The organism is Proteus sp. GOKU (assembly GCF_015475555.1).
Lineage (GTDB): Bacteria > Pseudomonadota > Gammaproteobacteria > Enterobacterales > Enterobacteriaceae > Proteus > Proteus mirabilis_B.
Genome location: NZ_CP034105.1, coordinates 1,316,490 through 1,341,674, shown reverse-complemented (window position 1 = coordinate 1,341,674; position 25,185 = coordinate 1,316,490). Strand labels below are relative to the sequence as shown.

The following is a 25,185-nucleotide window of genomic DNA, read 5'->3' as shown; positions in this document are numbered from 1 at the left end:
CTCAGTAAGGAATAGAAATGCTATCAGGGTTATTGATTATCCTACTTCCGCTTTTTGTAGGGTATTTGATTAAGTTAAACAATCGCCCATTACTTCATTTGGCAAACCGCCTACTTAGCGCGATGATTTACGTTATCCTATTTCTAATGGGCGTCAGTTTAGCCATGCTAGATAATATTGGTGAAAACTTAGTCTCAATTCTTTCTTATGCCAGTGTTTTCTTTTTATGTACCTTTGGCGCTAATTTACTGTTTTTATGGCTACTGGATAAAAAAGATCCTTGGCATGTTCCTGCCCATAAACAGTCCAAGCCCCCTTCACGCATAAAAATGGTACTTGAATCACTACAGTTATGCGGTGTCGTTGTTGTGGGTTTCTTTGTCGGTTTAACAGGCTGGTCAATTTTCCACTATGCCTCTCATGCCAGCCAAGGCGCACTTATCTTCTTACTTTGGTTAGTCGGTTTACAATTACGCAATAGCGGAATGAGCCCAAAGCAAATTCTTATCAACCGTCGAGGAACAACTGTTGCCGTCGTTATGGGTGTTAGCGCACTTGCTGGAGGAGCTTTAGCGGCTTACTTACTAGGATTGCCGATGAAAATGGGATTAGCCATTGCATCCGGTTATGGTTGGTATTCGTTATCAGGTATTGTACTCACTGATGCATTTGGCCCCGTTATTGGTAGTACTGCATTTTTCAATGACTTAATGCGTGAATTAGCGGCAATCATGCTTATCCCTATCATTGTTAATCGTTATAGAAATACGGCATTAGGGATTTGTGGTTCAACATCCATGGACTTTACCTTACCTGTTTTACAAAGAAGTGGCGGTGTATCCATCGTTCCCGCGGCTATTGTGCATGGATTCGTTTTAAGTTTAATCACACCAATCTTGATGGCGTTCTTTACTTCATAGAAAAATCAGTAACAATAGAACGATAACGTTCTCTTTTTACAATGGATTAACAATGAATCAACAGCGTGTATTAGTACTTGGTGCAAGTGGACATATTGGTCAAAATCTTATTCCAGCTCTGATAAAACAAGGTCATCAGGTCACCGCGGGTGCCCGTAGAGTTGACTGGATGATGTCTCAAGGTTGGGAAAATACACGCTGTATCTTTGTTGATTTACATGATCCAGAAACCTTAAACAAAGTAATGCATGATACTGATATCGTTTATTACCTTGTTCATAGCATGGGTGATGCACATAATTTAGTTGAACAAGAGCGTAAAGCGGCAATTAACGTTGTAGAAGCGTTAGAAGGCACCGACGTTAAACAAATTATCTTTTTAAGTGCCTTACAGCATGAAGATCAACAATACTCGCCTCATCTTATTGCCCGAAAACTTACGGGTGAAGTGTTAAGAACCAGCACTGTTCCTGTGACTGAAATCCGCACCTCAATGATTGTTGGTCCCGGCTCTGCTGCCTTTGAGATTATGCGTGATATGGTTTATAACCTTCCTATTCTTACACCACCACGTTGGGTTCGCTCTAAATCCTCCCCTATTGCGCTTAAAAATTTAATTCACTATTTAACTGAAATTATTCATCACCCCACTCATCAACATCGTATTTTTGATGCTGGTGGCCCTGAATATATTAGCTACCAAACCCTTTTTGAGCGCTTTATTAAAATCTCTGGTAAAAAGCGAGTGCTGATCCCGCTACCTATGCCGGGTAGTCTTATTTCTGCGGGCTTTATCAGTATGATAACCTCTGTACCCACTTCTATTGCTAAAGAGCTTATTCAAGGGCTTAAATACGATCTCCCTGCCAACGATGAGCCATTACGTAAACTTATTCCTCAGACTCTCATAAAATTTGATGATGCGGTAAAAGAAACACTCGCTGATGAAGAAGCCGCTTTAGATAACCAAGACTGGGGTTACTCTCCGGCTGTTCGTAGTCGCTGGAAACCCGGTTATGGTTATTACCCTAAAAATGCAGGTTGTACAGTATCTACACCCGCAAGCGCAGCATCCCTTTGGCATACAGTGCAACAAATAGGCGGAGAGCAAGGTTATTTTTATGGTAATGCGCTATGGAAAACTCGCGCCATTATGGATGATATTGCTGGAAATAAAGTCACTTACGGACGCCCTTCCAGAGAAACATTAGAACTTGGCGATATGATTGATGGTTGGCGAGTAATCAAACTAGAGCCTGAAAAACAACTCACACTATTATTTGGAATGAAAGCGCCCGGTTTAGGCAGACTCTCTTTCACGATCCACGACAGTGGCAATCTTCGCTCAATAGATGTTCGCGCTTGGTGGCACCCAGCAGGTTTTAGTGGATTACTTTATTGGTTCGCCATGATGCCTGCGCACTTATTTATTTTCAAAGGTATGGCTAAAACCATAAGTACTAACGCTTACAAACTGGATAAAAATTCACCTGACGGTGAAAAAAAATAGCCAAATTACCCATTTTTACGTAAAAAAACCACTTTATTATGCAGTTTTAGTTGCATAATTATTCTTACCGTTTTATTATTTGAACCAGTTAATGACTATTCAGAAAAAACGCATGAGTATTCAATTAAAAAACATAAATTGTTTCTACGGTTCGCACCAAGCACTCTATGATATTAATCTAGAATGCTCTGCCGGTGAAACAATGGTTCTATTAGGACCAAGTGGTGCAGGTAAGAGCTCACTAATGAGAGTTCTTAATTTATTAGAAATGCCACGTTCAGGCGAATTAGAAATTGCGGGTCTACATTTTGACTTTAGCCAACAGCCTAACGCAAAGGCAATTCGTTCATTACGCCAAAATGTGGGTATGGTATTTCAACAATACAATTTATGGCCACATTTAACGGTTCTTGATAATTTAATTGAAGCACCTTGTCGTGTATTAGGTTTATCAAAACCGCAAGCCAAAGAAAAAGCGATGAAATTGCTTGAGCGTTTACGTTTGAGTGATTACGCAGGACGTTTTCCTCTGCATTTATCTGGAGGACAACAACAACGTGTTGCTATTGCAAGAGCATTAATGATGGAGCCTCAAGTTCTCTTATTTGATGAACCTACGGCGGCATTAGATCCTGAAATTACAGCTCAAGTTGTTGATATTATTAAAGAGCTATCTGAAACGGGGATTACACAAGTTATTGTGACCCATGAAGTTGAAATTGCACGCAAAGCCGCGAGCAAAGTTGTATATATGGAAAACGGCCGTATTATAGAGCAAGGTGATAACTATCATTTCACTGCTCCACAAACGGAAGCTTTTGCTAATTACTTGTCACACTAAATCAGGATCAGACAATGAAAAAAATATTATTTGCAGCACTTCTGACCAGTATTACACTTTCTGCAACTGCGGCTGAGAAAGAGACAATTCGTTTTGCAACTGAAGCAACGTATCCTCCATTTGAAATGATCGATGCGAATAATCAAATTGTGGGATTTGATGTTGATTTAGCCAATGCAATGTGTGCAAAAATTAATGCTGATTGTACCTTTACCAATCAGTCATTTGATAGTTTAATTCCTAGTCTGAAATTCCGTCGTTTTGAAGCGTTAATGGCGGGTATTGATATTACGCCAGAGCGTCAAAAACAAGTTGATTTCACCGATTCTTACTATGATAACTCAGCAGTATTTATTACAGTAACGGGTAAAATCTCTGATGTAGCAAGCCTAAAAGGCAAACAAATTGGTGTACAAAATGGGACAACCCATCAGAAATTCATCAATGAACAACACAAAGAGATGAAAACTGTTCCTTATGACAGTTACCAAAATGCGGTATTAGATCTTAAAAATGGTCGTATCGAAGCTATCTTTGGTGATACTGCGGTTGTTAATGAGTGGCTGAAAAAGAATCCTGAATTAGGTATTGTAGGCGACAAAGTTGCAGATCCTAACTACTTTGGTACAGGTCTTGCGATCGCGGTAAGAAAAGGTAATGCTGATTTACAAGATAAATTAAACAAAGCATTAGCTGAAGTAAAAGCTGATGGCACCTATGATGTCATTTATAAAAAATGGTTTGAATAACAATAATAGCTTAATAAATGAATGAAATAACAACTCTAGCAGGTGCGGCCGTTACAACGGTCTCACTTGCTATTTCTGCTCTTATCATCGGATTAGTTCTAGCCATGCTGTTTACAGCTTGGGAATCCGCGAGATGGAAAGCCTTTGCTTTCTTAGGAACATGCTGGGTAACACTAATTAGAGGACTACCAGAAATGCTGGTGGTTCTTTTTGTCTATTATGGCACCCTACAAGGTGTCATGATGCTAATGGATGGAATTGATCTCGGTGCTTTCACCTTACAAGTTGATTTTGGTGATACTGAATCATTACCTTTCTATTGCGGTGTTATCGCCCTTTCACTTCTTTATGCATCTTATGCTTCGCAAACTTTACGTGGTGCATTAAAAGCAGTACCAACAGGACAATGGGAAGCCGGCCAAGCATTAGGTATGGGTCGTATTACTATTTTCTTCCGCTTTATCATGCCTCAAATGTGGCGCCACGCTTTACCGGGGTTAGGTAATCAATGGTTAGTTCTATTAAAAGATACCGCTTTAGTCTCATTAATCAGTGTTAATGATTTAATGTTACAAACACAAAGTATCGCTAACCGAACTCAAGAGCCTTTTACTTGGTATAGCATTGTTGCATTGATTTATTTGGCAATTACTTTGGTCAGTCAATATATCCTGAAATGGTTAGAAATGAGAACGACTCGATTTGAACGGAGTGCCTCATAATGTGGGATTATATTGTTGATATTTTACCGGGATTACCAACAAGCCTGTCTTTAACAGTCGTGGCTCTATTGGTTGCATTTACACTTTCGGTTTTAATGACTTTTGTTTTGGCACTCAAAACACCTGTCATTAGCCAAATAGTCAAAGCCTATATTACCTTATTTACGGGTACGCCTTTATTGGTGCAGTTTTTCTTAATCTATTATGGCCCTGGGCAATTTCCTGTGTTGAAAAACTTCCCAACAATGTGGGAGTTATTATCAACACCGTGGTTTTGTGCAATGGTCACATTAGCATTAAATAGTGCGGCTTATTCAACCTTACTTTTCTATGGTGCTGTAAGGGCGATCCCATCTGGACAATGGCAATCTTGCCAAGCATTAGGAATGTCACCAGTACAAACAGCAAGAGTGATATTACCTTACGCATTTAAGCGTGCACTTTCATCATATTCAAACGAAGTCGTTTTGATATTCAAAAGTACCTCACTTGCCAGCACTATCACCTTACTTGAATTAACAGGTTATAGCCGACAAGTCTTTGGTCAAAGCTATGATGTGATGGTTTTTGTTGCAGCAGGTATTATTTATCTGTGTATCAACGGAATACTGACACTCTTAATGCGATTAATTGAGAAGAAAGCCTTAGAGTTTGAGCACCGTAATTAAAAAACGAGTAAGCAAAACCATCAATGTAAAAACACCCCAGTAGTTTTCACTCTGGGGTGTTTTTTTATGGCTAAATAAACAGTAGCAAATAATGGTTCTATTTTTGTGTAGCCTGTTTTTCTATTAACGACTCTTTATGGCTTACTCGGTAAGCGTTCAGTGCTAATAAACTACCCAGTAACATCACAATAGCTAACGCTAATTTAGGTTGTACTGGTGAAGCCAGTGCCGTTAAACCAAAGGCTGCACCACCCGCCATCTGAATAAAGCCCACTAATGCAGAGGCAATACCTGCTGTTTGTGAATAAGGCTCAAGAGCATAACTTGTCGCTGGTCCCATAATAAAAGCAAGACCCGCGCAAGCACTTGCTACGGGCAGCATATAAATCAGCCAATGATTTTGTATTTCAGCAGGGATAAATATCAAGCTACCTAACAAACTCACACAGCCCAATCCCATTAATCCGCTTCCTAAGATCAAACAAATAGGTCTACCAACACGGTGAATAACACGGTTTGCATAAAAACTGACAAACATTATCCAAAAACCATTTACACCGAAAACAATAGAAAAAATCAGCGCTGATAATTTTGCATCATTCATTAATACAATTGGGGCAAATGACACATAAGTTAATGCCATTCCCATGGTTCCCGCATTCACTAATGCAAAAGTTAAAAAACGTTTACTACATAAAATCTCAAGGTATGTTTTACCTAATTTTTGTTTTGATTGAGCTGTATTTTCAGGCTTTGTCTCTGGTAAAAAACGAGTGATCAAAATTAATACAAGCACTGAATAGAAAATCAAGAACCCAAAAGGTGCACGCCATCCCCAATATTCAGCCAATAATCCACCTAATAGTGGCGCTAATGCAGGAATAATATTTAACGTGCCATTTAAAAAACCGAAAACGCGGGCGGCTTCATTACCATTAAAACAGTCACGAACGCAGGTAAAAGCCACAACAGAAGTACAGCACACCGCTGAAGCTTGTAATAATCGTGATATAATAAAAAGCGTTGAGTCTGTCGAAATGGTTGCAATGACAGAACCCACAATATAGATAAGTATCCCAGCGATAGCGATTGGTTTACGACCGAACTTATCCACCAAAGGCCCCGATATAAGTTGCCCTACACCTAAGACTAGAATAAATAAAGCGATAGTAGATTGAATAAGGGATACGCTACTTCCTAAATCTTGAGCAATTGTCGGTATCGTCGGTAAATAGAGATCGATTCCCAAAGGCCCCAATAACACCATCACTAATAACAACGCTTTTAAATTCTGCATAAAATAGAATGCCCATCTAATAAAAAAGAAAACGCCCGATGTTATCCATCGAGCGTTAAATACTGATTTATACTAACACTCAATCACTATTTTGTAATAAATATCTTAGCTGTCTTGTAATACCAATAACGTAAGGACTTCATAGTGAGAAGTATGAGGAAACATATCAAACAACTGCACTCTATCTATTCGATAATGAGAAAGTTGCTGAATATCTTTTGCCATCGTTTGAGCATTACAACTTGAGTAAAGGATAAAGCGAGGTTTCATTTTATTGAGATAACCGCACAATGCCTCACCAATACCTCGCCTTGGTGGATTAACAAGCACTAATTCAGGAACAGACTCTTTAGCTAATGCATAACCTGTTGAATCTAACGCCTGAAATTCGACATGCTCTAACCCTAATTCCTGAGCTGATAAACGTGCACATTCAATAGCTTCTGGGCTAATTTCAATACCTGTTAATTGGGTTGATTTATCTGCACAATGCAACCCAAAGCCGCCTGATCCACAAAACATATCCCACAAATGCGTAATATTTAATTCTCTTACCCAACGACCTGCTGTGGCATAAAGAGATGAAGCTACCGCTGGGTTAGTTTGAAAAAAACCTCTAGGTCGAATATGTAATGGAATTTGGTTAAATGATTCATCCAAGAACGTTTTTTCTGTCAGAATAATTTCTTGGTCACCTTCCAAAATAGCCATATGCACAGGTTGAATATTAACGGAGATAACCGCTAATTGAGGCAACTGTTCTTGTAACCAAGGAAGTGCTTTACGAAGTTGTTCTAGTTTTTTTTCTGAACGCAAAACAAAGCGCAACATCATGGTGTTATTACTTCGGCTCTCAGTTAATAAGATAAACTTGAGTTCACCACGACGGCGTTCGATGTCGTAAGGTACTAGCCCTGCTTTTGCAATAAATGTTTTCAAAATAGAAAACACGGGTGCAAAAGAAACTGGATACAGTGGACATTCGCATAAATCGACAGCAACACCTTCTTTGGTTTTTAAGCCCAAGACGGGTCTTTCAACACTCCCGCTGACTACCATTTTTGCTTTATTACGAAACTGCGCTGGTTCGCTTTCAACAGGCGCTAATTTATCAAAAGCATAATCTTCTGGAAGTAATGCTAATAGGCTGTGCTGTTTTTTCTTGATTTGTTCAGGATAAGCAAGAGAAAGCCATTCACAAGAATGACATTCACCCGCACTAAATCGTGCGCATTGCATAAGATTTTGTGACCGTTATGGAGATTAATATTAATGTACAGTATAGGAGGAGTCGGTTGATGCGCTATTTATCTCAACATCTTCGTCTTCATCTTCTTCTTCATTTTCACTTTCTTGTTTTTCACCATACAAGAAACCGTTATTAAAAATTTCGCTAACGACTTCAGCAGATTGCTCTTCTGCTTTTTGTAAGAACAGGTCGAATTGATTCAGTGAAATACCAGCTGCAACCGGGAATGATTGACAGAAAACTAATTTTGGTAAGTTCTCATCACTAATTTCTAGAAATGTTTTAATAAATAAAGAGCTTGCATTAATTTGGCTTAGATTTGCCATTAATGGCACTATTGCTGACGGCTTTAGCTCAGCGATAGCGGTAAATACAAGTACATCTTCAAGAATATCAATTTTGGCATCAAAAATACCACTGATATATTGAAGATGCGGTAAATGTAACGCCTGACAAGAGTCACATTCATAGTAAGCAATCTGTAGTTCATCAAGCCAAGACTTTAGCTGATCCAGATCGGTAGTCACAACAGCGTTCATTCAAATAACCTTTACGCGCAAAAAAAAGAGTGCCTGTTGGCATTGGTGCTATTTTGCCACTTTTTCTATCTTGAAGGCACTAATAAATAGAAAAACTAAGAAAATTAAGCCAATTTACATATTGGGTTTTCTTAGTTTCTAATGCATTTTTGAGAAAAAACAGTCAACTATTCTTCGTTATTCTCTTTTTTCTTTTTACTCTTTGTGGATTTATGATCAATCCCTAAAAAAGTTAATCGATAAATAGCACGCCATACAATATGGATAGCAGGCGGGATCATGCAGATAACACCCAAAACAACTAGCGTTAATTGTCCTGTATACGTTCCTAGCCACTGCGGAGAGGTCATATATTGGTTGATATAAAGATAAGCAACCACCAATAAAATAATACCGATTATCTCAATGATGATAATGGGTTTTGGCATATCTGACAGTGATTTCATATCTCGATTTGAAGGCTTTTCCATCGTTTCTCCGCTAAATGCTGTGTCGCAGTCCTATCTCATTATTCGGCAAATTGGTATAATTTATCACACTAAAAGGCAATAACTGTTTTTGTTTAGCCTAATAAAAGGGCATAGTAACAACCAATAGAAACTATTATGCCTGAATTTTATTTCCTCAATAAGGAGTGTCGTATGTTTGTTGTCATTTTTGGTCGCCCAGGTTGCCCATATTGTGTTCGTGCGAAACAACTGGCTGAAACTTTGTCTGAAAAACGTGACGATTTCGATTTCCGCTATGTAGATATTCAAGCTGAAGGAATTACAAAAGCTGATTTATCTAAAACTGTCGGAAAAGAAGTTGAAACTGTGCCACAAATTTTTATTGATGAAAAACACATTGGTGGTTGCACAGATTTTGAAGCTTATGCTAAAGAAAACTTAGGCATCTACAACTAATTAAAAAGCGCTAAAACAGTTTATATATCAATATGTTTTAGCGCTTTCCCTTTTTTATTCCCCATTTTTTCTTTATCTTTCCTCTCTTTTTTAAAAAAAATTCTATTTTTTTTCATTAGTCAGCGAACTTTCTTTCTAACTCGGAGTCTGAATTAGTGCCACTGCTTTTCTTTGATGTCCCCAAATATTGAGGAGCCCGATAGTTTCAACCCTTTTGGTGAAATAACTGTCGGGTTTTTTATTGCCTGAAATCTAGTAACACTCACCTTGTAAGGTCACAATAATCCGACGACTACCGCCGTGATTTCGATGCTCACCAAGATAAATCCCCTGCCAAATCCCTAAATTCAACTCACCTTGACTGATAGGAACCGTGACACTTTGTCCAAGTAAGCTACTTTTAATATGCGCTGGCATATCATCACTGCCTTCATAGGTGTGAAGATAGTAATCTTCGTCCTCTTTTACGCTTTGATTAAAGAAGCTTTCAAAGTCACTTCGCACTGTTGGATCCGCATTTTCATTAATCGTTAATGAAGCCGATGTATGTTGAATAAAAAAATGAGCAATTCCGATTTTATATTGTCTTAGCTCTGGTAATTCTTGAATCAATGCTTGTGTAATTAAGTGAAATCCTCTTGGCCTTGCATTAAGGACAATATTTTTCTGGAACCACATAAAGTTATACCTCGTTGAAGATAAGAAAAAGAACGATGTGAGAGCAATAACATAAGCGCAATACTCTTTTTAAGAGTGCTTTAGCCCAGTTTGATATAAAACTGACAAATCTTTTAAAAAAAGCACAATTAAATAAGAAAAAAACACTTTACCCCTATTACTCCCTCATTTACCCTTAAAAACTTGCGTATTATGTATCATAAACATCGCTTATCAGTACGACACGTATGGAGCCTACTTTGCTGGAACAATTCAATTTAGCCGTATTTTCAATGATGAATGCAACACCTGCGGCATCTCCTTTAGAAATCGGTACGGCGATAATTATTGCTAAGTACCTTGTCTATCTTTTTCCGTTATCTTTAGTGTTCTATTGGTTATGGGGTAATGAAAAACATCTTAGTCAGCAAAGAACATTAGTGTGCAAAGCTGCCGTCTCTTTAGGTATTGCACTTTCTATCTCTTGGATGATTGGAGCAATTGCGCCTCATGAACGCCCTTTTGCAGCTAACATTGGCTACAACTTTCTCGACCATGATGCGACACCTTCATTCCCAAGTAACCATGGTACGTTTGTTTTCACCATTGCTTTAGCTTATCTCTTTTGGCATAACAGCAAACGTATTGGCTATATTATGCTTGGTTTAGGACTTGCGATTGCTTGGGCGCGTATCTATCTTGGCGTGCATTGGCCAATCGATATGATTGGTGCCTTTATCGTTGCTCTACTTTCTTGTGGCCTTTGCCAGATCTTCTGGTCTAAAGGTGGCGATATACTCCAAAAATGGGTACAAAGGCTCTATCAGCTCTGTTTTGCCTATCCTATTCGTAAAGGTTGGACAAAGGCCTAACCTTTCTAATACCGAAAAAGACCACATTTATTGTGGTCTTTTTTATATTTAGCTTAAGTAACATTGCCCTTCAATATATTAATATATAAATAAAAATATTCTCTATTATTATATTATTTGTCCAAAAATAAATATGTTGTTATTTTAATCAAAATAAAACTTTTATATTCGTTATATAACAACCTACCAAACTCATTTATTAACAAATTCACTGTCGTATTTATAAACAATATTCTACTTATAAACGAAATATAGCTATATTCATTTCATAAAATAAAAGAAATTCATTAATAAATAATCATATTGCATCGTTTCTATATTCTTTTGTCTAGTTTTAAACATTAATTAAAGAAATTTATTTATTGTTTTATTTCAACAAGATACGCGGTTAACACAATGTTTTAATTGTAAACAAAAATAACCTAATTGATTTTAATCATTTATTTTCTAAATAATAAAAACACCTAAAAATAATCATTAACATATGAACATTTAAGTATTTAGCTTTATTTTATACTTACTTTAAAACTGGAAAGTTATTTCAAAATGTTTTAAAAACCCCCTCTAAAAACACAAAATATAAAAAATGTTACATTTTCAGGTTTTTCAGTTATATTTAGCATTTGAGATGGTGATCACGGTAGTTTATCCTGAAAAACACTATATTCTGCACCTCTTAAGTCTGGATATAAACTTATTGAATATTTTTTCAAATTTTGAAAGAGCTTAATTCTTTTGAAATTTAAAGATTTTATCTGTGGTAATTGAAGATATTGAGATAACACCAGGTACTCAATGCACTCATTTATTCATAATTAAATTTATGCCGTGATTATTTCTAAAAAGAAATACAATCACGCTCTTATTTTTTATTCATTATTTTTTACCGCGTTATTTCGGAGAGTATTATGGATACAACCAAAGTTGGTTCTATCGCGTCGGGTAACACCCAAGGTGATTACAAAGCATGGCGTAAGTCAGATACAGTATGGATGTTAGGTTTATACGGTACAGCTATCGGTGCTGGCGTCCTATTTTTACCTATCAACGCAGGGATTGGTGGTTTAATTCCTCTGTTGATCATGTTAGTACTTGCATTCCCAATGACCTTCTTTGCACACCGTGGTATGTGCCGCTTTGTGTTATCAGGTAAAAACCCAGGTGAAGATATCACTGAAGTTGTTGAAGAACACTTTGGTAAAACAGCAGGTAAATTAATCACCCTGCTCTATTTCTTCGCAATTTATCCTATTCTATTGGTTTATAGTGTTGCTATCACCAATACAGTAGAAAGCTTTATTGTGAACCAAATGCACATGGCTGCACCACCTCGCGCAATTTTATCGCTGATACTGATTGTCGGTATCATGTCGATTATTCGCTTTGGTGAACAAGCTATCGTTAAAGCAATGAGCGTATTAGTATTCCCATTTGTTGCAGTTCTAATGGTCTTAGCTCTGTATCTTATCCCTGAGTGGAATGGTGCGATTCTTGATACTCTCTCTTTTGATCACGCAACAACATCAAGCATGGGTCAAGGCCTATTAGTAACCTTATGGTTAGCTATCCCTGTAATGGTGTTCTCTTTTAACCACTCTCCAATCATCTCTGCGTTTGCTGTTGCAAAACGTGAAGAATACGGCGAAAACGCTGAGAAAAAATGTTCACGCATTTTAGCTTATGCGCACATCATGATGGTTATCACTGTAATGTTCTTCGTGTTTAGCTGTGTATTTAGCTTAACACCAGAAAACTTAGCAGAAGCAAAAGCACAGAACATCAGTATCCTGTCTTACCTTGCTAACCATTTTGAAGCACCAGTTATCGCTTATATCGCTCCATTTATTGCTTTCGTTGCGATTACTAAATCTTTCTTAGGTCACTACTTAGGTGCTCGTGAAGGTTTCAACGGTTTAATCATCAAATCACTGCGTGAAAAAGGTAAAACAATCGAGAAAGATCGTTTAAACAAAATCACTGCACTGTTTATGCTGGTTACAACTTGGATTGTTGCAACATTAAACCCAAGCATCCTAGGTATGATTGAAACATTAGGTGGCCCAGTTATCGCAATGTTACTGTTCCTGATGCCAATGTATGCAATCCGTAAAGTACCAGCGATGAAGAAATATGAAGGCCATATCAGCAACGTATTTGTTGTAATTATGGGTCTTATCGCAATCTCAGCTGTTTTCTATAGCTTAGCTAGCTCTTTCATGAGCTAATAAGACATCTCGTGGCTACTTTCTTAATGGAAGTAGCCACTACAGCTTTAGGTTTCAAAACTGACACTTAACACTCTAATAATCACACAGTTGCGCCTTTAAATTAATTAGGGAGGCGAATATTATGGTTAGCGTCTTTGATATTTTTAAAATTGGTATCGGTCCTTCAAGCTCACACACTGTAGGTCCAATGAAAGCAGGTAAAGAATTTGTTGATTTACTTGCTGAAAAAAATCTCCTCTCTTCTGTTTCCCGCGTTATCGTTGATGTTTATGGCTCTTTATCTTTAACAGGTAAAGGTCACGCAACTGATATTGCTATTATTATGGGACTCGCAGGAAATTTACCTGATACTGTCGATATTGATTCTATCGTCCCGTTTATCAAACAAGTAGAAACAACTGGTCGCTTAATGCTGGCAAATGGCATAAAAGAAGTCGATTTTCCGGTTGAAGGCGGTATGAATTTTCATAAAACCAATCTACCTCTCCATGAAAATGGCATGACCATTACCGCTTATAACGGTGAACAGGTTTTATTGAAGAAAACCTATTATTCAATTGGTGGCGGTTTTATTGTTGATGAAGAGCATTTTGGTCAACCTGAAGAAAATGCGGTTCAAGTTCCTTATCCTTATCAATATGCGGCTGATTTACGTCGCCATTGCAAAGAAACTGGGCTTTCTTTATCTGCATTAGTGATGCAAAACGAATTAGCATTACGCAGTAAAGAAGAGATTTCAGCTCATTTTGCGGCTGTTTGGGAAGTAATGAAGTCAGGTATTGAGCGCGGTGTAAATACTGAAGGCTTATTACCGGGGCCTTTACGTGTACCTCGCCGTGCCTCTGCATTACGCCGTATGTTAGTAACCGAAGATAAAACCACAACCGATCCAATGACAGTTGTTGATTGGATTAACATGTTTGCCCTTGCCGTAAATGAAGAAAATGCGGCTGGTGGACGTGTTGTAACAGCACCAACAAACGGTGCCTGTGGCATTATTCCAGCCGTATTGTCTTACTATGATAAATTTATTCGTCCTGTAAATGAAAACTCTTACACTCGCTTTTTCTTAGTTGCTGGTGTTATTGGTTCACTTTACAAAATGAATGCATCTATCTCGGGTGCTGAAGTGGGTTGCCAAGGCGAGGTCGGTGTTGCTTGTTCAATGGCAGCTGGCGCATTAACTGAACTTTTAGGCGGTAGCCCAGAACAAGTTTGTATTGCGGCAGAAATTGCGATGGAGCATAACTTAGGACTTACCTGCGACCCAGTGGCAGGACAAGTACAAGTTCCTTGTATTGAACGTAATGCTATCGCAGCCGTACAGGCCGTAAACTCATCTCGTATGGCTTTACGTCGTGTCAGTGATCCTCGTATTTGTTTAGATAAAGTCATTGAAACAATGTACGAAACAGGTAAAGACATTAACGCTAAATATCGTGAAACCTCTCAAGGTGGATTAGCCATTAAAATTTCTTGTGACTAAACCAGAGAGTCTCAATACAGATATTTATGATAGATAAGGCGCTGATATAAGCGCCTTTTTTATTTATTAACATCAATCTCAATACCCTTCTTTTTTTAATGTCATCTTTTTTGTATGAGATTAAATTATCATCCTTAGTTAAAATATGTTTTTTCAAAAAAGCAAAGCATCACTCAATAGTGATAATTTAAAGAAAAAGCAGGAGCTAACAACAAAAATTATTAAAATGGCGAGACGATGAACATGTTATCTAAAGTAAATAACTATAAATTAATCAATCTATTGGCGATATTTAGATTATTGTCTAAAGTTGATAAGTAAAGATCACTAGAGACATCATAAGCGGGATAAAAAGAGAACTAAAATGAAATCAGATATTCAAATCTCCCAAGAAGCACACCTCTTACCTATTCAGGACATTGCTAAAAATTTAAATATTGATCAAGACGATATCGAGTTTTATGGCAAATACAAAGCCAAATTTAGCCACAGTATTTGGTCAAAAGTTGCGATAAAAAAGCCCGGAAAGTTAGTTTTAGTTACAGCAATTAATCCAACACCTGCTGGTGAAGGTAAAACAACGGTCACTGTTGGATTAGGGCAAGCACTTAATCATCTTGGAAAAAATGCCATTATTGCATTGCGAGAACCCTCTTTAGGCCCTTGCTTTGGTATTAAAGGTGGAGCCACAGGTGGTGGGTATTCGCAAGTCGTTCCAATGGAAGATCTCAATCTTCATTTTACTGGCGATTTTCATGCAATTACCTCCGCCAATAACTTACTTGCAGCCATGCTCGATAACTCAATTTATCAAGGCAATCCTTTAAATATCGATCCTAAAAAAATCGTGTTTAAACGTTGTATGGATATGAACGATCGCGCTTTACGCAATATTGTTGTGGGATTAGGTGGCGAAAAAGACGGTATTACACGAGAAGATAACTTTGTTATTACTGTTGCTTCTGAAATTATGTCTATCCTTTGTTTGGCAATGGATATTGATAATTTAAAACAGCGACTTTCTCGTATCATTGTTGCCTATTCTTATAATGGTGATCCTGTTACAGCTAGCGATCTGCAAGCTGTTGGAGCAATGGCAAGTTTATTAAAAGATGCAATTAATCCTAATTTAGTACAAACACTCGAAAATACGCCAGCCATTATTCATGGAGGCCCTTTCGCTAATATTGCTCATGGATGCAATAGTGTAAGAGCAACAAAATTGGCACTTCAACTTGCAGATATTACCGTGACAGAAGCTGGTTTTGGTGCTGACTTAGGTGCTGAAAAATTCTTTGATATAAAATGTCGGATCAGTGGATTACGCCCTGATTGTGCCGTCATTGTTGTAACCACTAAAGCGCTAAAATATAACGGTGGTTTAGGCAAAGGTGAATGGAACAATGAAGATTTAGTTGCCCTTGAAAAGGGGATTGTAAATCTTGAAAAGCACATTGAAAACCTTAAAAAATATGGTTTACCGGTGATTGTCTCTCTTAATGCTTATGTCACTGATAGTATTGCAGAGCACCAGTTTATCGAGCAATTTTGCCAAGATAGAGATTGCCGGTTTGCAATTACCAAAGTGTGGGAGAAAGGAGGCGAAGGCGGTATTGAATTAGCGAATCAAGTGATTGATACACTTGAAAATGAACAGAGCCAATTCCAATTAATTTATCCTGATAATGCCTCACTTAGTGAAAAAATTAATACTGTCGCAAAAGAGATCTATGGAGCAAATGGTGTGACCTATAGCCAACACGCTAGCAAAATGTTGGAAAAGATAGAAAGTATGGGTTTTGCTCATTTCCCTGTCTGTATGGCAAAAACTCAATATTCACTCTCCGATGATCCCTCCTTATTAGGCCGCCCTACTGATTTTACAATCAACGTGCGTGAAGTATATGTTTCTGCGGGTGCTGGTTTTGTTGTCGCTTTAACGGGTTCTATCACAACAATGCCTGGATTACCGAAAACCCCTGCTGCCATTGCTGTGAATGTTGATAATCAAGGTAAAATCGATGGGCTTATTTAAGTTATAAACTAGAGATATCCCTTTATTTTATTGAATATAAAAAAATCCGTAATCGTTAAACAATTACGGATTTTCTCTATAAAAATAATAGCTAGTCTTTCTTTTTGGGTGAAAAACTCAGTAACGCTTTGATAGAACCATTATTAGTGTATTAACCAAAAATAGCATTAAACCAACCAGATACTGTTTTAACAACAAAATCCCAGATACGACTGAAGATCCCACCTTCTTCAACCGCTTCTTTTACAACCAATGGGCGCTGTTCAATCACTTCATCATTTAATAAAAAGTTAACTGTACCCACAACCTGATTTTGAGTTAACGGCGCTTCTAATACAGGATTGGTTAAAGTAAAAGAGGCTTTCAGGTTTTTCAATTCACCTTTAGGAATAGTAATTGAGGCATCATTAGCAACCCCTAACGCCACTTCGCCTTTATCGCCGTACCACACTTTTTGCGTTGTCAGTGGTGTACCTGCTTTTACTGGTGTTACCGTTTCAAAAAAGCGGAAACCCCAACCTAATAATTTTTCACTTTCAGCAAAACGCACTTTATCTGATGGTGTTCCTAGAACAACAGCAATTAAGCGCATATCACCTTCAGTTGCTGAAGAAACAAGATTGTATCCTGCTCCATTGGTGTGACCTGTTTTCACACCATCAACATTCATATTTTTATTCCACAATAAACGGTTGCGGTTTGGCTGACGAATATTGTTGAATGTAAATTCTTTTTCTTTATGAATTTCATACTCTGAAGGTACATCGCGGATCATGGCAGCCGTAAGTAATGCCATATCTTGTGCAGTGGTATATTGTCCATCAGAATCTAACCCATGAACGGTTTTAAAGTGTGTGTTTTTTAAACCGAGATTCTTAGCATAGGAATTCATTAAATCAACGAAGGTTTCTTGACTGCCCGCAACATGTTCTGCTAATGCAATACTGGCATCATTACCAGATTGAATAACCATACCGCGATTTAAATCAATCACTTTAACCTGATCACCCGGTTTCAAGAACATCAATGATGATCCCTTCAATACCGGATTTCCCGTTGCCCATGCATTACGCCCAACAATAACCATATCGTCAGGTGACATACGACCTTCTTTGATAGCTTGTCCAACAACATAGCTACTCATGATTTTTGTAAGACTGGCGGGATCTAAACGCTCATCAAGTTTTTCTGATGCCAGAATTTTTCCGCTGTTGTAATCCATTAATACATAAGATTTTGCCTCTATTTGAGGAGGTACCGGATTATTTACCGCAAATGAAGGACTAGAAATAATTAGCAGTAAACCCATTCCCGCGGTAACCTTACCCAGAACAGATGGAATATTTTTTTTCATTACCGATCACCCTTTTATATCAATTTGTTAAAGCTTTCCTACTATATGGCTTTCTGGAATAAGACGCCAACATTGATATATAGAGATTTATCTTATATTCATATTTAGCGCCCTATAGAGGGAAATTTTATTACTTATCGTGGTTTAGGAGACCTTTATGTTAAAAGTCTGGGGTAGAAAAAACTCATCTAACGTTAAAAAAGTTCTTTGGTGCTTAAAGGAATTAAATGTTCCTTATGAACAAATCGATGTTGGAGGTCCTTTTGGTGGACTCAATGAAGCAAATTATTTAACTATGAATCCCAACGCTTCAATTCCAACCTTACAAGATGATGACTTTGCTTTATGGGAGTCTAATACCATTATTCGTTATTTATGTGCAAAATATGAAAATAACACACTCTATCCCATTGATCCTAAACAACGAGCAAATGTAGAAAAATGGATGGATTGGTCAAATGGCAGCCTATTTGCGCCCATTCAACAAATGATGATCATGATTGTTCGCACACCTAAAGAGCAGCAAAACCCTGAGATTGTTAACGCATTGAAAGAGAAGCTTAATAAATTAATTAAAATTGCTGACGACCAACTTGCAAAAACAACTTATTTTGCAGGAGATGAATTCTCTCTTGCAGATATCGCTATTGCGCCTCTGGTCTACCCGTGGCTCGAAGTTTGCAAAGATAGACCAGACTTCCCTCACATTGAGCGTTGGTTTGCACAATTAAGTGAAAGACCTATTTTCCGTGATATCGTGTTACTGCCTGTAAATTAAGTTAATTCATTGGCATTTTGTCGGGATCTGGATAATGGTAATGAAATCCAAGATCTCGACAGATCTCCTGACCATCAATCTCTCGTATTAAAGGTTTCTCTTCCTCAGCAAATTCTGGCGGAATAAGTTCGAGTTGATTTGACACTCTTGAGTAAAAATCTTTCTTTTTAGGATGAATTGGGGCACATAAATTATATAAATGGCCACCTTCATTCTGCGCAAGAAGTTGCTCGACAGCAAAAATCACATCATCCAAGTGGACTAAATTAACGCATTGATGAGCGCCTTTGACCTGTTTTTTACCTGATAAAAAACGTCCTGCATGACGACCCGGCCCGACTAATCCAGCTAATCGAAGAATATCAACCGTGGTTAATGGTAAACGATGTAGCCAGTTCTCAACTTCTGCTAACATTTTTGCTGATTGTGTTTCTGGTCGAATATCCATTTCTTCCGTGATATTACCTGTTTGATTGCCATATACAGAAGTAGAGCTAATGTAAATGACTCTCGTAACATGGCGAGACATTGCGCTATCCACCAGCGTTTGAATGGCTTCAACATAATCATAACCACCACCAGCTGCACTTGGCGGTAACGTGATAATGAGGACGTCCGTTTCCATTAAGTAATCAAAATCATCTCTATCACATTCAATTGCGGGTGTTAAATTCACTAAACAGCAGTCAACGCCACTCATTCTTGCTGCTTCTACGCCATCTTCGGTGGTTTTAGTCCCTTTAACTTGATAGCCTGCATCACGCAACGCAGCGGCAAGTGGTAAACCTAACCAACCTAATCCTACGATGGTTATTCGTTTCATTTTGCTCCCCTACTTAAATGGCTTAGTCAAAGTATGCTATAAAATTTTCGTTTCGCCATTACTTATAAATACTACTTATATTTCGTGAACGTTTAGCATATCCCTATATACTCGCCTACTTGTCCCATTAAGTAAATAAGAGAAATATTAAAATTACATTAAAAACAAAAGGTTACAAAATAATTAAATTATTATTAAAAAATAGGTTGCTTTCTGCTTTGTAAATCATGTAGGTTGAAAGGCAGACAAATTCTAAATGCAGGTTACTAAATACAGATTAACAGTAACGGGCATTATTAAATAACAAATAGTGTTATTAGCTAGGAAAATAATTATGTATAGCATTCAACTAAACCACCATCATCACCATCACCCTGACTAGTCTTTCAGGCGATGAGTGCTGGAAGACGTTTAAGAAACGCTTCCGGTGGTCTGAATGCAGATAACAACTAAAACCCCGGAAGGCAACTTCCGGGGTTTTTTTATAGCTAATTTTCATCACAAAAATATGGACAATGATAGGGTAATATTATGTTAGATAAAGCAAGATTAAGAATTGCGATGCAAAAATCGGGTCGTTTAAGTGATGAGTCTCGCGCCCTTTTAGCGCGTTGTGGCATCAAAATTAACTTAAATCAACAGCGCCTGATTGCTTACGCTGAAAATATGCCAATCGATATTTTGCGTGTTAGAGATGACGATATTCCGGGGTTAGTAATGGATGGCGTTGTTGATTTAGGGATCATCGGTGAAAACGTTTTAGAAGAAGAGTTATTAAAACGTCGTTCTCAAGGTGAAAACCCAAGTTATCTGACGCTACGTCGTCTTGATTTCGGTGGATGTCGTTTATCTCTCGCAACACCTGTCGATTTCGATTATCAAGGCGCGGAATGCTTAAATAATACTCGTATCGCAACCTCCTATCCAAACCTGCTCAAACGTTATTTAGACCAAAAAGGTATCAAATTTAAATCGTGTTTATTAAATGGCTCTGTTGAAGTTGCCCCTCGTGCGGGTCTTGCTGACTCCATCTGTGACTTAGTTTCTACTGGTGCAACATTAGAAGCGAATGGATTAAAAGAAGTTGAAGTGATTTATCGCTCAAAAGCATGCTTGATCCAACGCGACGGTGAAATGGAAGCCGATAAACAAGCACTTATCGACCGCTTACTGACACGTATTCAAGGTGTTATTCAAGCTCGAGAATCAAAATACATTATGTTACACGCGCCAAGTGATTGCCTTGAAGATGTGATTGCATTACTTCCGGGAGCTGAAAGACCGACTATTTTACCTCTGGCGGGTGACCAAAATCGCGTCGCAATGCACATGGTAAGTAGCGAAACCCTATTCTGGGAAACGATGGAAAAGCTGAAAGCATTAGGTGCAAGTTCAATTCTTGTTTTACCAATTGAAAAAATGATGGAATAAGGTGAAATGATGAAAACGGGTTTTAATACATTAACTTACTGGAATAAATGCACTAAAGAACAGCAACAAGTGCTATTAACTCGCCCTGCTATTTCTGCATCAGGTTCAATTACTGAACAAGTTGCTAGCATCATTTCACAGGTACGCAATGATGGGGATAAAGCGCTTAAAGCACTTAGCCAAAAATTCGATAAGGCAGCGCCGGAAAGTGTTTTGGTGTCAAAATCGCAAATCGATGAAGCCTCATCAAGACTTGATAGCAAAATAAAACAGGCAATAGCACAAGCGATGAATAATATTCGTCGCTTTCATGAAGCGCAAATTCCTAACACTATCAACGTGGAAACACAGCCCGGTGTATTTTGTCAGCAAGTTAGTAGACCCATTGATGCAGTAGGCCTTTATATTCCCGGAGGTTCGGCACCATTACTATCAACGGTAATGATGTTAGGTATTCCAGCTCGTATTGCTGGCTGTCGCAAAGTTATTCTTTGCTCACCGCCCCCTATTGCTGATGAAATTTTATATATTGCTCAACAAATTGGTATTGATGAAATCTTCCAAGTCGGTGGTGCGCAGGCAATTGCAGCTATGGCGTTTGGTACTGAATCTATACCTAAAGTTGATAAAATTTTTGGACCCGGTAATGCTTATGTGACTGAAGCAAAACGCCAAGCAAGTCAATCGCTACAAGGTGCGGCTATCGATATGCCAGCAGGACCTTCTGAAGTACTAGTGATTGCTGATGCGGACGCAAATCCTGCATTTATTGCTGCTGACTTACTTTCTCAAGCTGAACACGGCCCTGATTCACAGGTTGTATTATTGACGCCAGATGAAACACTCGCTAAAGCCGTTATTACTGAAACTGAAACACAACTGGCACTCTTAAGCCGTGCTGAAATCGCGAAACAAGCACTTGCAGAAAGCCGGGTCATTATTACTCGTGATCTCGACCAGTGTATTGAAATCAGTAACAGCTATGGTCCAGAACACTTAATTATTCAAACCAATGATGCTGATACTCGCGTTGATAGCATTACCAGCGCCGGCTCTGTTTTTCTTGGTGCTTGGTCGCCTGAATCTGCGGGGGATTATGCTTCTGGTACTAATCACGTTCTACCGACTTATGGCTATACAGCAACCTACTCAAGCTTAGGCTTAGCTGATTTTATGAAACGTATGACAGTGCAGAAACTCACCGCACAGGGTTTATCTGATTTAGCACAGACCATTGAAATATTAGCGCAAGCAGAACAACTCACTGCACACAAAAATGCTGTCACACTTCGCGTTAACGCTTTAGCTCAGGGGAAAAAAGAGTGATGAAAACTGAATTTGATATCAATACACTTGCAAGAAAAAATGTACGTGAATTAACACCTTATCAGTCTGCTCGGCGCTTAGGAGGAAATGGTTCTGTTTGGTTAAATGCAAATGAATACCCTATCGCACCTGACTTTACTTTTAATGAAAAAAACTTAAACCGTTACCCTGAATGTCAACCTGTTAACGTCATTAACCGTTACGCAAAATATGCCGGTGTAGAGACTAATCAAGTCTTAGTGAGCCGTGGCGCAGATGAGGCGATTGAGCTTCTTATTCGTGCGTTTTGCGAGCCGGGTAAAGACGCCGTGCTTTATTGCCCACCGACATATGGTATGTATAGCGTTAGTGCTGAAACCTTCGGTATAGAACAGCGTGTTGTCCCTGCGCTTGCTGATTGGAGCCCAGATGTTAAAGCCATCGCATCACAGCTTGATAATGTAAAACTTATCTATCTGTGCAGCCCTAACAACCCGACAGGAAATCTTGTTGATCCTTCGCTTATTCGTGATGTATTAGCGTTGGCTAAAGATAAAGCCATTGTTGCAGTAGATGAAGCCTATATTGAATTTTGCCCACAAGCATCAATTGTTTCATGGCTTGAAGATTATCCGAATTTAGTTATTTTGCGAACCTTATCGAAAGCTTTTGCTTTAGCAGGGCTTCGTTGTGGATTTACGCTTGCCAACCCACCTGTCATTGAATTATTACTAAAAGTGATCGCTCCGTACCCGCTTTCAACACCTGTTGCAGATATTGCTGCGCAAGCGTTAACAGAAGCAGGTATTGAGATAATGAAAAAACGAGTAGCAGAAATTTCACGCAACAGAGCCATTTTATCTGATTCGTTAAAAAAATTGCCTAATGTTGAACAGGTTTATAACAGTGAAACCAACTATATTTTAGTGAAATTCACTGATGCAACTCTGGTTTTCCGTACTTTATGGGAACAAGGGATTATTTTACGCGATCAACAGCGTCAATATGGGCTTAATGGCTGTTTGCGTATTTCTATCGGTACCGCAGAAGAATGTGATAGCGTGATTAATGCCATAAAAAATATTCAAACTGCAAACGTATAAAACATTAAAAACGATAACAACAAAAAATCGCAACTGAGGGATCTCAACCATGAGCCAAAAAATTCTTTTTATTGACCGTGATGGTACTTTAATCACTGAGCCACCAACAGATTACCAAGTTGATAGACTTGATAAACTAGCCTTTGAAAATGGCGTGATCCCCGCACTTACTGCTCTGCAAAAAGCGGGTTATAAACTCATTATGATCACAAATCAGGACGGATTAGGCACAGAAAGTTTTCCTCAAGCAGATTTCGATCCTCCTCATAATTTAATGATGCAAGTTTTCTCATCTCAAGGGATCTCATTTGATGATGTGTTAATTTGTCCTCATAAACCTGAAGACAACTGCCCTTGTCGCAAACCAGAAACAGGGCTTGTCACCCAGTATTTAGTTGATGGTGCACTAGATAAAGATAACAGCTATGTCATTGGTGATAGACAAACTGATATTCAGTTAGCTGAAAATATGGGTATCAAAGGCCTGCTTTATAATACCGATAAGCTCAATTGGGCGGTTATCACAGAGCAACTAACGAAAAAAGATCGCTATGCCCACGTTGAGCGAAAAACCAAAGAAACACAAATTGCGATCGATGTTTGGCTTGATCGTGAAGGCAATAGCCAGATCAGTACAGGTGTCGGTTTTTTTGATCACATGCTTGATCAAATTGCCACACACGGCGGCTTTCGTATGAACATCAATGTTAAAGGTGACTTAGTTATTGATGATCACCACACGGTGGAAGATACCGGTCTTGCTTTGGGTGAAGCATTACGTGAAGCATTAGGCGATAAACGAGGTATTGCTCGTTTCGGCTTTACATTACCAATGGATGAATGCCTTGCAAGTTGTGCGTTAGATATTTCTGGTCGTCCACACCTTGAATACAAAGCCGAATTTAAATACCAGCGTGTCGGTGATTTAAGTACAGAGATGATTGAACACTTTTTCCGTTCACTCTCTTATACGATGGGTTGCACATTGCACCTGAAATCGAAAGGCAAAAACGATCACCACAAAGCTGAAAGCTTATTTAAAGTCTTTGGCCGTACATTACGCCAAGCCATTCGTGTCGAAGGCAATACTTTACCCAGCTCAAAAGGTGTTTTGTGATGAAAGTGGTTATTCTTGATACAGGTTGTGCCAATTTAGCCTCTGTCGCTTACGCCGTTAAGCGACTTGGTTATGATCCCATTGTTTCCTATGAAAAAAACGTTGTGTTATCTGCGGATAAGCTCTTTTTGCCCGGTGTAGGAACTGCTAGAGCAGCAATGGAACAACTCAAAGCACGTGAGCTAATTCCTTTAATTAAAGCATTAACACAACCTGTTTTAGGTATTTGTTTAGGCATGCAAATATTGGCTTCACTAAGCGAAGAAGGCAAAGATATTCCTTTATTAGGTTTAGTTGATGGCACCATAGATAAGCTTGATACGGCAGGATTACCACTACCTCACATGGGTTGGAACCAAGTATTAGCAAAACCAGGACATCCTCTTTTTCGTGATCTTGGTGATGATGCTTGGTTCTATTTTGTTCATAGTTACGCTTTAGCGCTCAATGAATCGACGATTGCTGAAACTGAATACGGCTCGCGTTTTAGTAGTGCAATTCAAAAAGATAATTTTTATGGTGTGCAATTTCACCCAGAGCGTTCCGGGAAAGCAGGTGCTCAACTTATCAAGAACTTTTTGGAGATGTAACCCATT

Annotated in this window: 24 protein-coding genes and 1 other annotated feature; of the genes, 17 read left to right on the top strand and 7 right to left on the bottom strand. The window is 38.4% G+C overall.

From position 1 onward, the window contains the following. The first annotated feature begins 17 nt into the window (after nt 1-17). From EHE21_RS06150 to artM, 6 genes are all read left to right on the top strand, one after another. Nucleotides 18-920, top strand: coding sequence for a lysine exporter LysO family protein (locus tag EHE21_RS06150; RefSeq protein WP_194952135.1), 903 nt, complete (start codon nt 18-20; stop codon nt 918-920). A 52-nt stretch (nt 921-972) separates the two neighbouring features. Then, the gene (locus EHE21_RS06145; RefSeq protein WP_194952134.1) at nt 973-2,430 is read left to right on the top strand and encodes a DUF2867 domain-containing protein; all 1,458 of its coding nucleotides are present in this window, start codon (nt 973-975) and stop codon (nt 2,428-2,430) included. Between the two features lie 112 nt (nt 2,431-2,542). Then, the gene (gene artP, locus EHE21_RS06140; RefSeq protein WP_088493315.1) at nt 2,543-3,271 is read left to right on the top strand and encodes an arginine ABC transporter ATP-binding protein ArtP; all 729 of its coding nucleotides are present in this window, start codon (nt 2,543-2,545) and stop codon (nt 3,269-3,271) included. Between the two features lie 14 nt (nt 3,272-3,285). Beyond that, nucleotides 3,286-4,020: an arginine ABC transporter substrate-binding protein gene (gene artJ / locus EHE21_RS06135; RefSeq protein ID WP_023581291.1), complete on the top strand. Its 735-nt coding sequence runs from the start codon at nt 3,286-3,288 to the stop codon at nt 4,018-4,020. Between the two features lie 17 nt (nt 4,021-4,037). After that, nucleotides 4,038-4,742 carry an arginine ABC transporter permease ArtQ gene (artQ, locus tag EHE21_RS06130; protein WP_088493316.1) on the top strand — a complete coding sequence of 235 codons (705 nt, stop codon included), beginning with the start codon at nt 4,038-4,040 and terminating at the stop codon, nt 4,740-4,742. Further along, entirely contained in the window at nt 4,742-5,410 is a 669-nt protein-coding gene (gene artM, locus EHE21_RS06125; RefSeq protein WP_075672481.1) for an arginine ABC transporter permease ArtM, read from the top strand. Before artQ ends, artM begins: the two co-directional genes overlap by 1 nt. A 97-nt stretch (nt 5,411-5,507) precedes the next feature. On the opposite strand, the gene EHE21_RS06120 is transcribed toward artM, so the two are convergent. The 4 genes from EHE21_RS06120 to EHE21_RS06105 all read right to left on the bottom strand — a co-directional run bounded on the left by EHE21_RS06120 (nt 5,508) and on the right by EHE21_RS06105 (nt 8,965). Further along, entirely contained in the window at nt 5,508-6,707 is a 1,200-nt protein-coding gene (locus EHE21_RS06120) for a multidrug effflux MFS transporter (RefSeq protein WP_194952133.1), read from the bottom strand. Between the two features lie 105 nt (nt 6,708-6,812). Continuing rightward, nucleotides 6,813-7,946: a 23S rRNA (uracil(747)-C(5))-methyltransferase RlmC gene (rlmC, locus tag EHE21_RS06115; RefSeq protein WP_194952132.1), complete on the bottom strand. Its 1,134-nt coding sequence runs from the start codon at nt 7,944-7,946 to the stop codon at nt 6,813-6,815. A gap of 30 nt (nt 7,947-7,976) precedes the next feature. After that, nucleotides 7,977-8,495, bottom strand: coding sequence for a YbjN domain-containing protein (locus EHE21_RS06110; RefSeq protein ID WP_088493319.1), 519 nt, complete (start codon nt 8,493-8,495; stop codon nt 7,977-7,979). Between the two features lie 167 nt (nt 8,496-8,662). Further along, the gene (locus EHE21_RS06105) at nt 8,663-8,965 is read right to left on the bottom strand and encodes a YbjC family protein (protein ID WP_194952131.1); all 303 of its coding nucleotides are present in this window, start codon (nt 8,963-8,965) and stop codon (nt 8,663-8,665) included. A gap of 171 nt (nt 8,966-9,136) precedes the next feature. Between EHE21_RS06105 and EHE21_RS06100 the strand changes: the two genes are divergently transcribed. After that, on the top strand, nt 9,137-9,400 hold the full coding sequence (locus tag EHE21_RS06100) for a GrxA family glutaredoxin (RefSeq protein WP_088493321.1): 264 nt from the start codon (nt 9,137-9,139) through the stop codon (nt 9,398-9,400). Between the two features lie 252 nt (nt 9,401-9,652). On the opposite strand, the gene EHE21_RS06095 is transcribed toward EHE21_RS06100, so the two are convergent. After that, on the bottom strand, nt 9,653-10,078 hold the full coding sequence (locus tag EHE21_RS06095; protein ID WP_194952130.1) for a secondary thiamine-phosphate synthase enzyme YjbQ: 426 nt from the start codon (nt 10,076-10,078) through the stop codon (nt 9,653-9,655). Between the two features lie 239 nt (nt 10,079-10,317). Between EHE21_RS06095 and ybjG the strand changes: the two genes are divergently transcribed. The 4 genes from ybjG to EHE21_RS06075 all read left to right on the top strand — a co-directional run bounded on the left by ybjG (nt 10,318) and on the right by EHE21_RS06075 (nt 16,678). Beyond that, nucleotides 10,318-10,929: an undecaprenyl-diphosphate phosphatase gene (gene ybjG, locus EHE21_RS06090; protein WP_194952129.1), complete on the top strand. Its 612-nt coding sequence runs from the start codon at nt 10,318-10,320 to the stop codon at nt 10,927-10,929. Between the two features lie 908 nt (nt 10,930-11,837). After that, nucleotides 11,838-13,154 carry an HAAAP family serine/threonine permease gene (locus EHE21_RS06085; RefSeq protein ID WP_194952128.1) on the top strand — a complete coding sequence of 439 codons (1,317 nt, stop codon included), beginning with the start codon at nt 11,838-11,840 and terminating at the stop codon, nt 13,152-13,154. Nucleotides 13,155-13,278: 124 nt separating this feature from the next. After that, nucleotides 13,279-14,643, top strand: coding sequence for an L-serine ammonia-lyase (locus tag EHE21_RS06080; RefSeq protein ID WP_194952127.1), 1,365 nt, complete (start codon nt 13,279-13,281; stop codon nt 14,641-14,643). A gap of 364 nt (nt 14,644-15,007) precedes the next feature. Then, on the top strand, nt 15,008-16,678 hold the full coding sequence (locus EHE21_RS06075) for a formate--tetrahydrofolate ligase (RefSeq protein ID WP_194952126.1): 1,671 nt from the start codon (nt 15,008-15,010) through the stop codon (nt 16,676-16,678). A 151-nt stretch (nt 16,679-16,829) separates the two neighbouring features. On the opposite strand, the gene EHE21_RS06070 is transcribed toward EHE21_RS06075, so the two are convergent. After that, complete coding sequence (locus EHE21_RS06070; RefSeq protein ID WP_194952125.1) at nt 16,830-18,032, bottom strand: serine hydrolase; 1,203 nt, start codon at nt 18,030-18,032, stop codon at nt 16,830-16,832. Between the two features lie 157 nt (nt 18,033-18,189). Between EHE21_RS06070 and EHE21_RS06065 the strand changes: the two genes are divergently transcribed. After that, nucleotides 18,190-18,810 (top strand): glutathione S-transferase family protein, encoded by a 621-nt coding sequence (locus EHE21_RS06065; RefSeq protein WP_194952124.1) that lies wholly within the window; start codon nt 18,190-18,192, stop codon nt 18,808-18,810. A gap of 1 nt (nt 18,811) precedes the next feature. Here the strand turns inward: EHE21_RS06065 and EHE21_RS06060 are convergent, their stop codons facing one another. Next, a complete protein-coding gene (locus EHE21_RS06060) occupies nt 18,812-19,633 on the bottom strand; it encodes an SDR family oxidoreductase (protein WP_088493329.1) in 822 nt (273 codons plus the stop codon). A 357-nt stretch (nt 19,634-19,990) separates the two neighbouring features. After that, nucleotides 19,991-20,120 (top strand) — a sequence feature (His leader region). Nucleotides 20,121-20,164: 44 nt separating this feature from the next. On the opposite strand from EHE21_RS06060, the gene hisG reads away from it, so the two are divergent. The 5 genes from hisG to hisH are packed head-to-tail and all read left to right on the top strand — an operon-like array spanning nt 20,165 to nt 25,179. Continuing rightward, nucleotides 20,165-21,064 (top strand): ATP phosphoribosyltransferase, encoded by a 900-nt coding sequence (gene hisG, locus EHE21_RS06055; RefSeq protein ID WP_194952123.1) that lies wholly within the window; start codon nt 20,165-20,167, stop codon nt 21,062-21,064. A 6-nt stretch (nt 21,065-21,070) separates the two neighbouring features. Next, entirely contained in the window at nt 21,071-22,390 is a 1,320-nt protein-coding gene (gene hisD, locus EHE21_RS06050; RefSeq protein WP_194952122.1) for a histidinol dehydrogenase, read from the top strand. Then, the gene (hisC, locus tag EHE21_RS06045; protein WP_088493332.1) at nt 22,390-23,472 is read left to right on the top strand and encodes a histidinol-phosphate transaminase; all 1,083 of its coding nucleotides are present in this window, start codon (nt 22,390-22,392) and stop codon (nt 23,470-23,472) included. Before hisD ends, hisC begins: the two co-directional genes overlap by 1 nt. A gap of 49 nt (nt 23,473-23,521) precedes the next feature. Continuing rightward, the gene (gene hisB, locus EHE21_RS06040) at nt 23,522-24,589 is read left to right on the top strand and encodes a bifunctional histidinol-phosphatase/imidazoleglycerol-phosphate dehydratase HisB (RefSeq protein WP_194952121.1); all 1,068 of its coding nucleotides are present in this window, start codon (nt 23,522-23,524) and stop codon (nt 24,587-24,589) included. Next, on the top strand, nt 24,589-25,179 hold the full coding sequence (gene hisH, locus EHE21_RS06035; protein ID WP_088493334.1) for an imidazole glycerol phosphate synthase subunit HisH: 591 nt from the start codon (nt 24,589-24,591) through the stop codon (nt 25,177-25,179). Before hisB ends, hisH begins: the two co-directional genes overlap by 1 nt. The last annotated feature ends 6 nt before the right edge of the window (nt 25,180-25,185 follow it).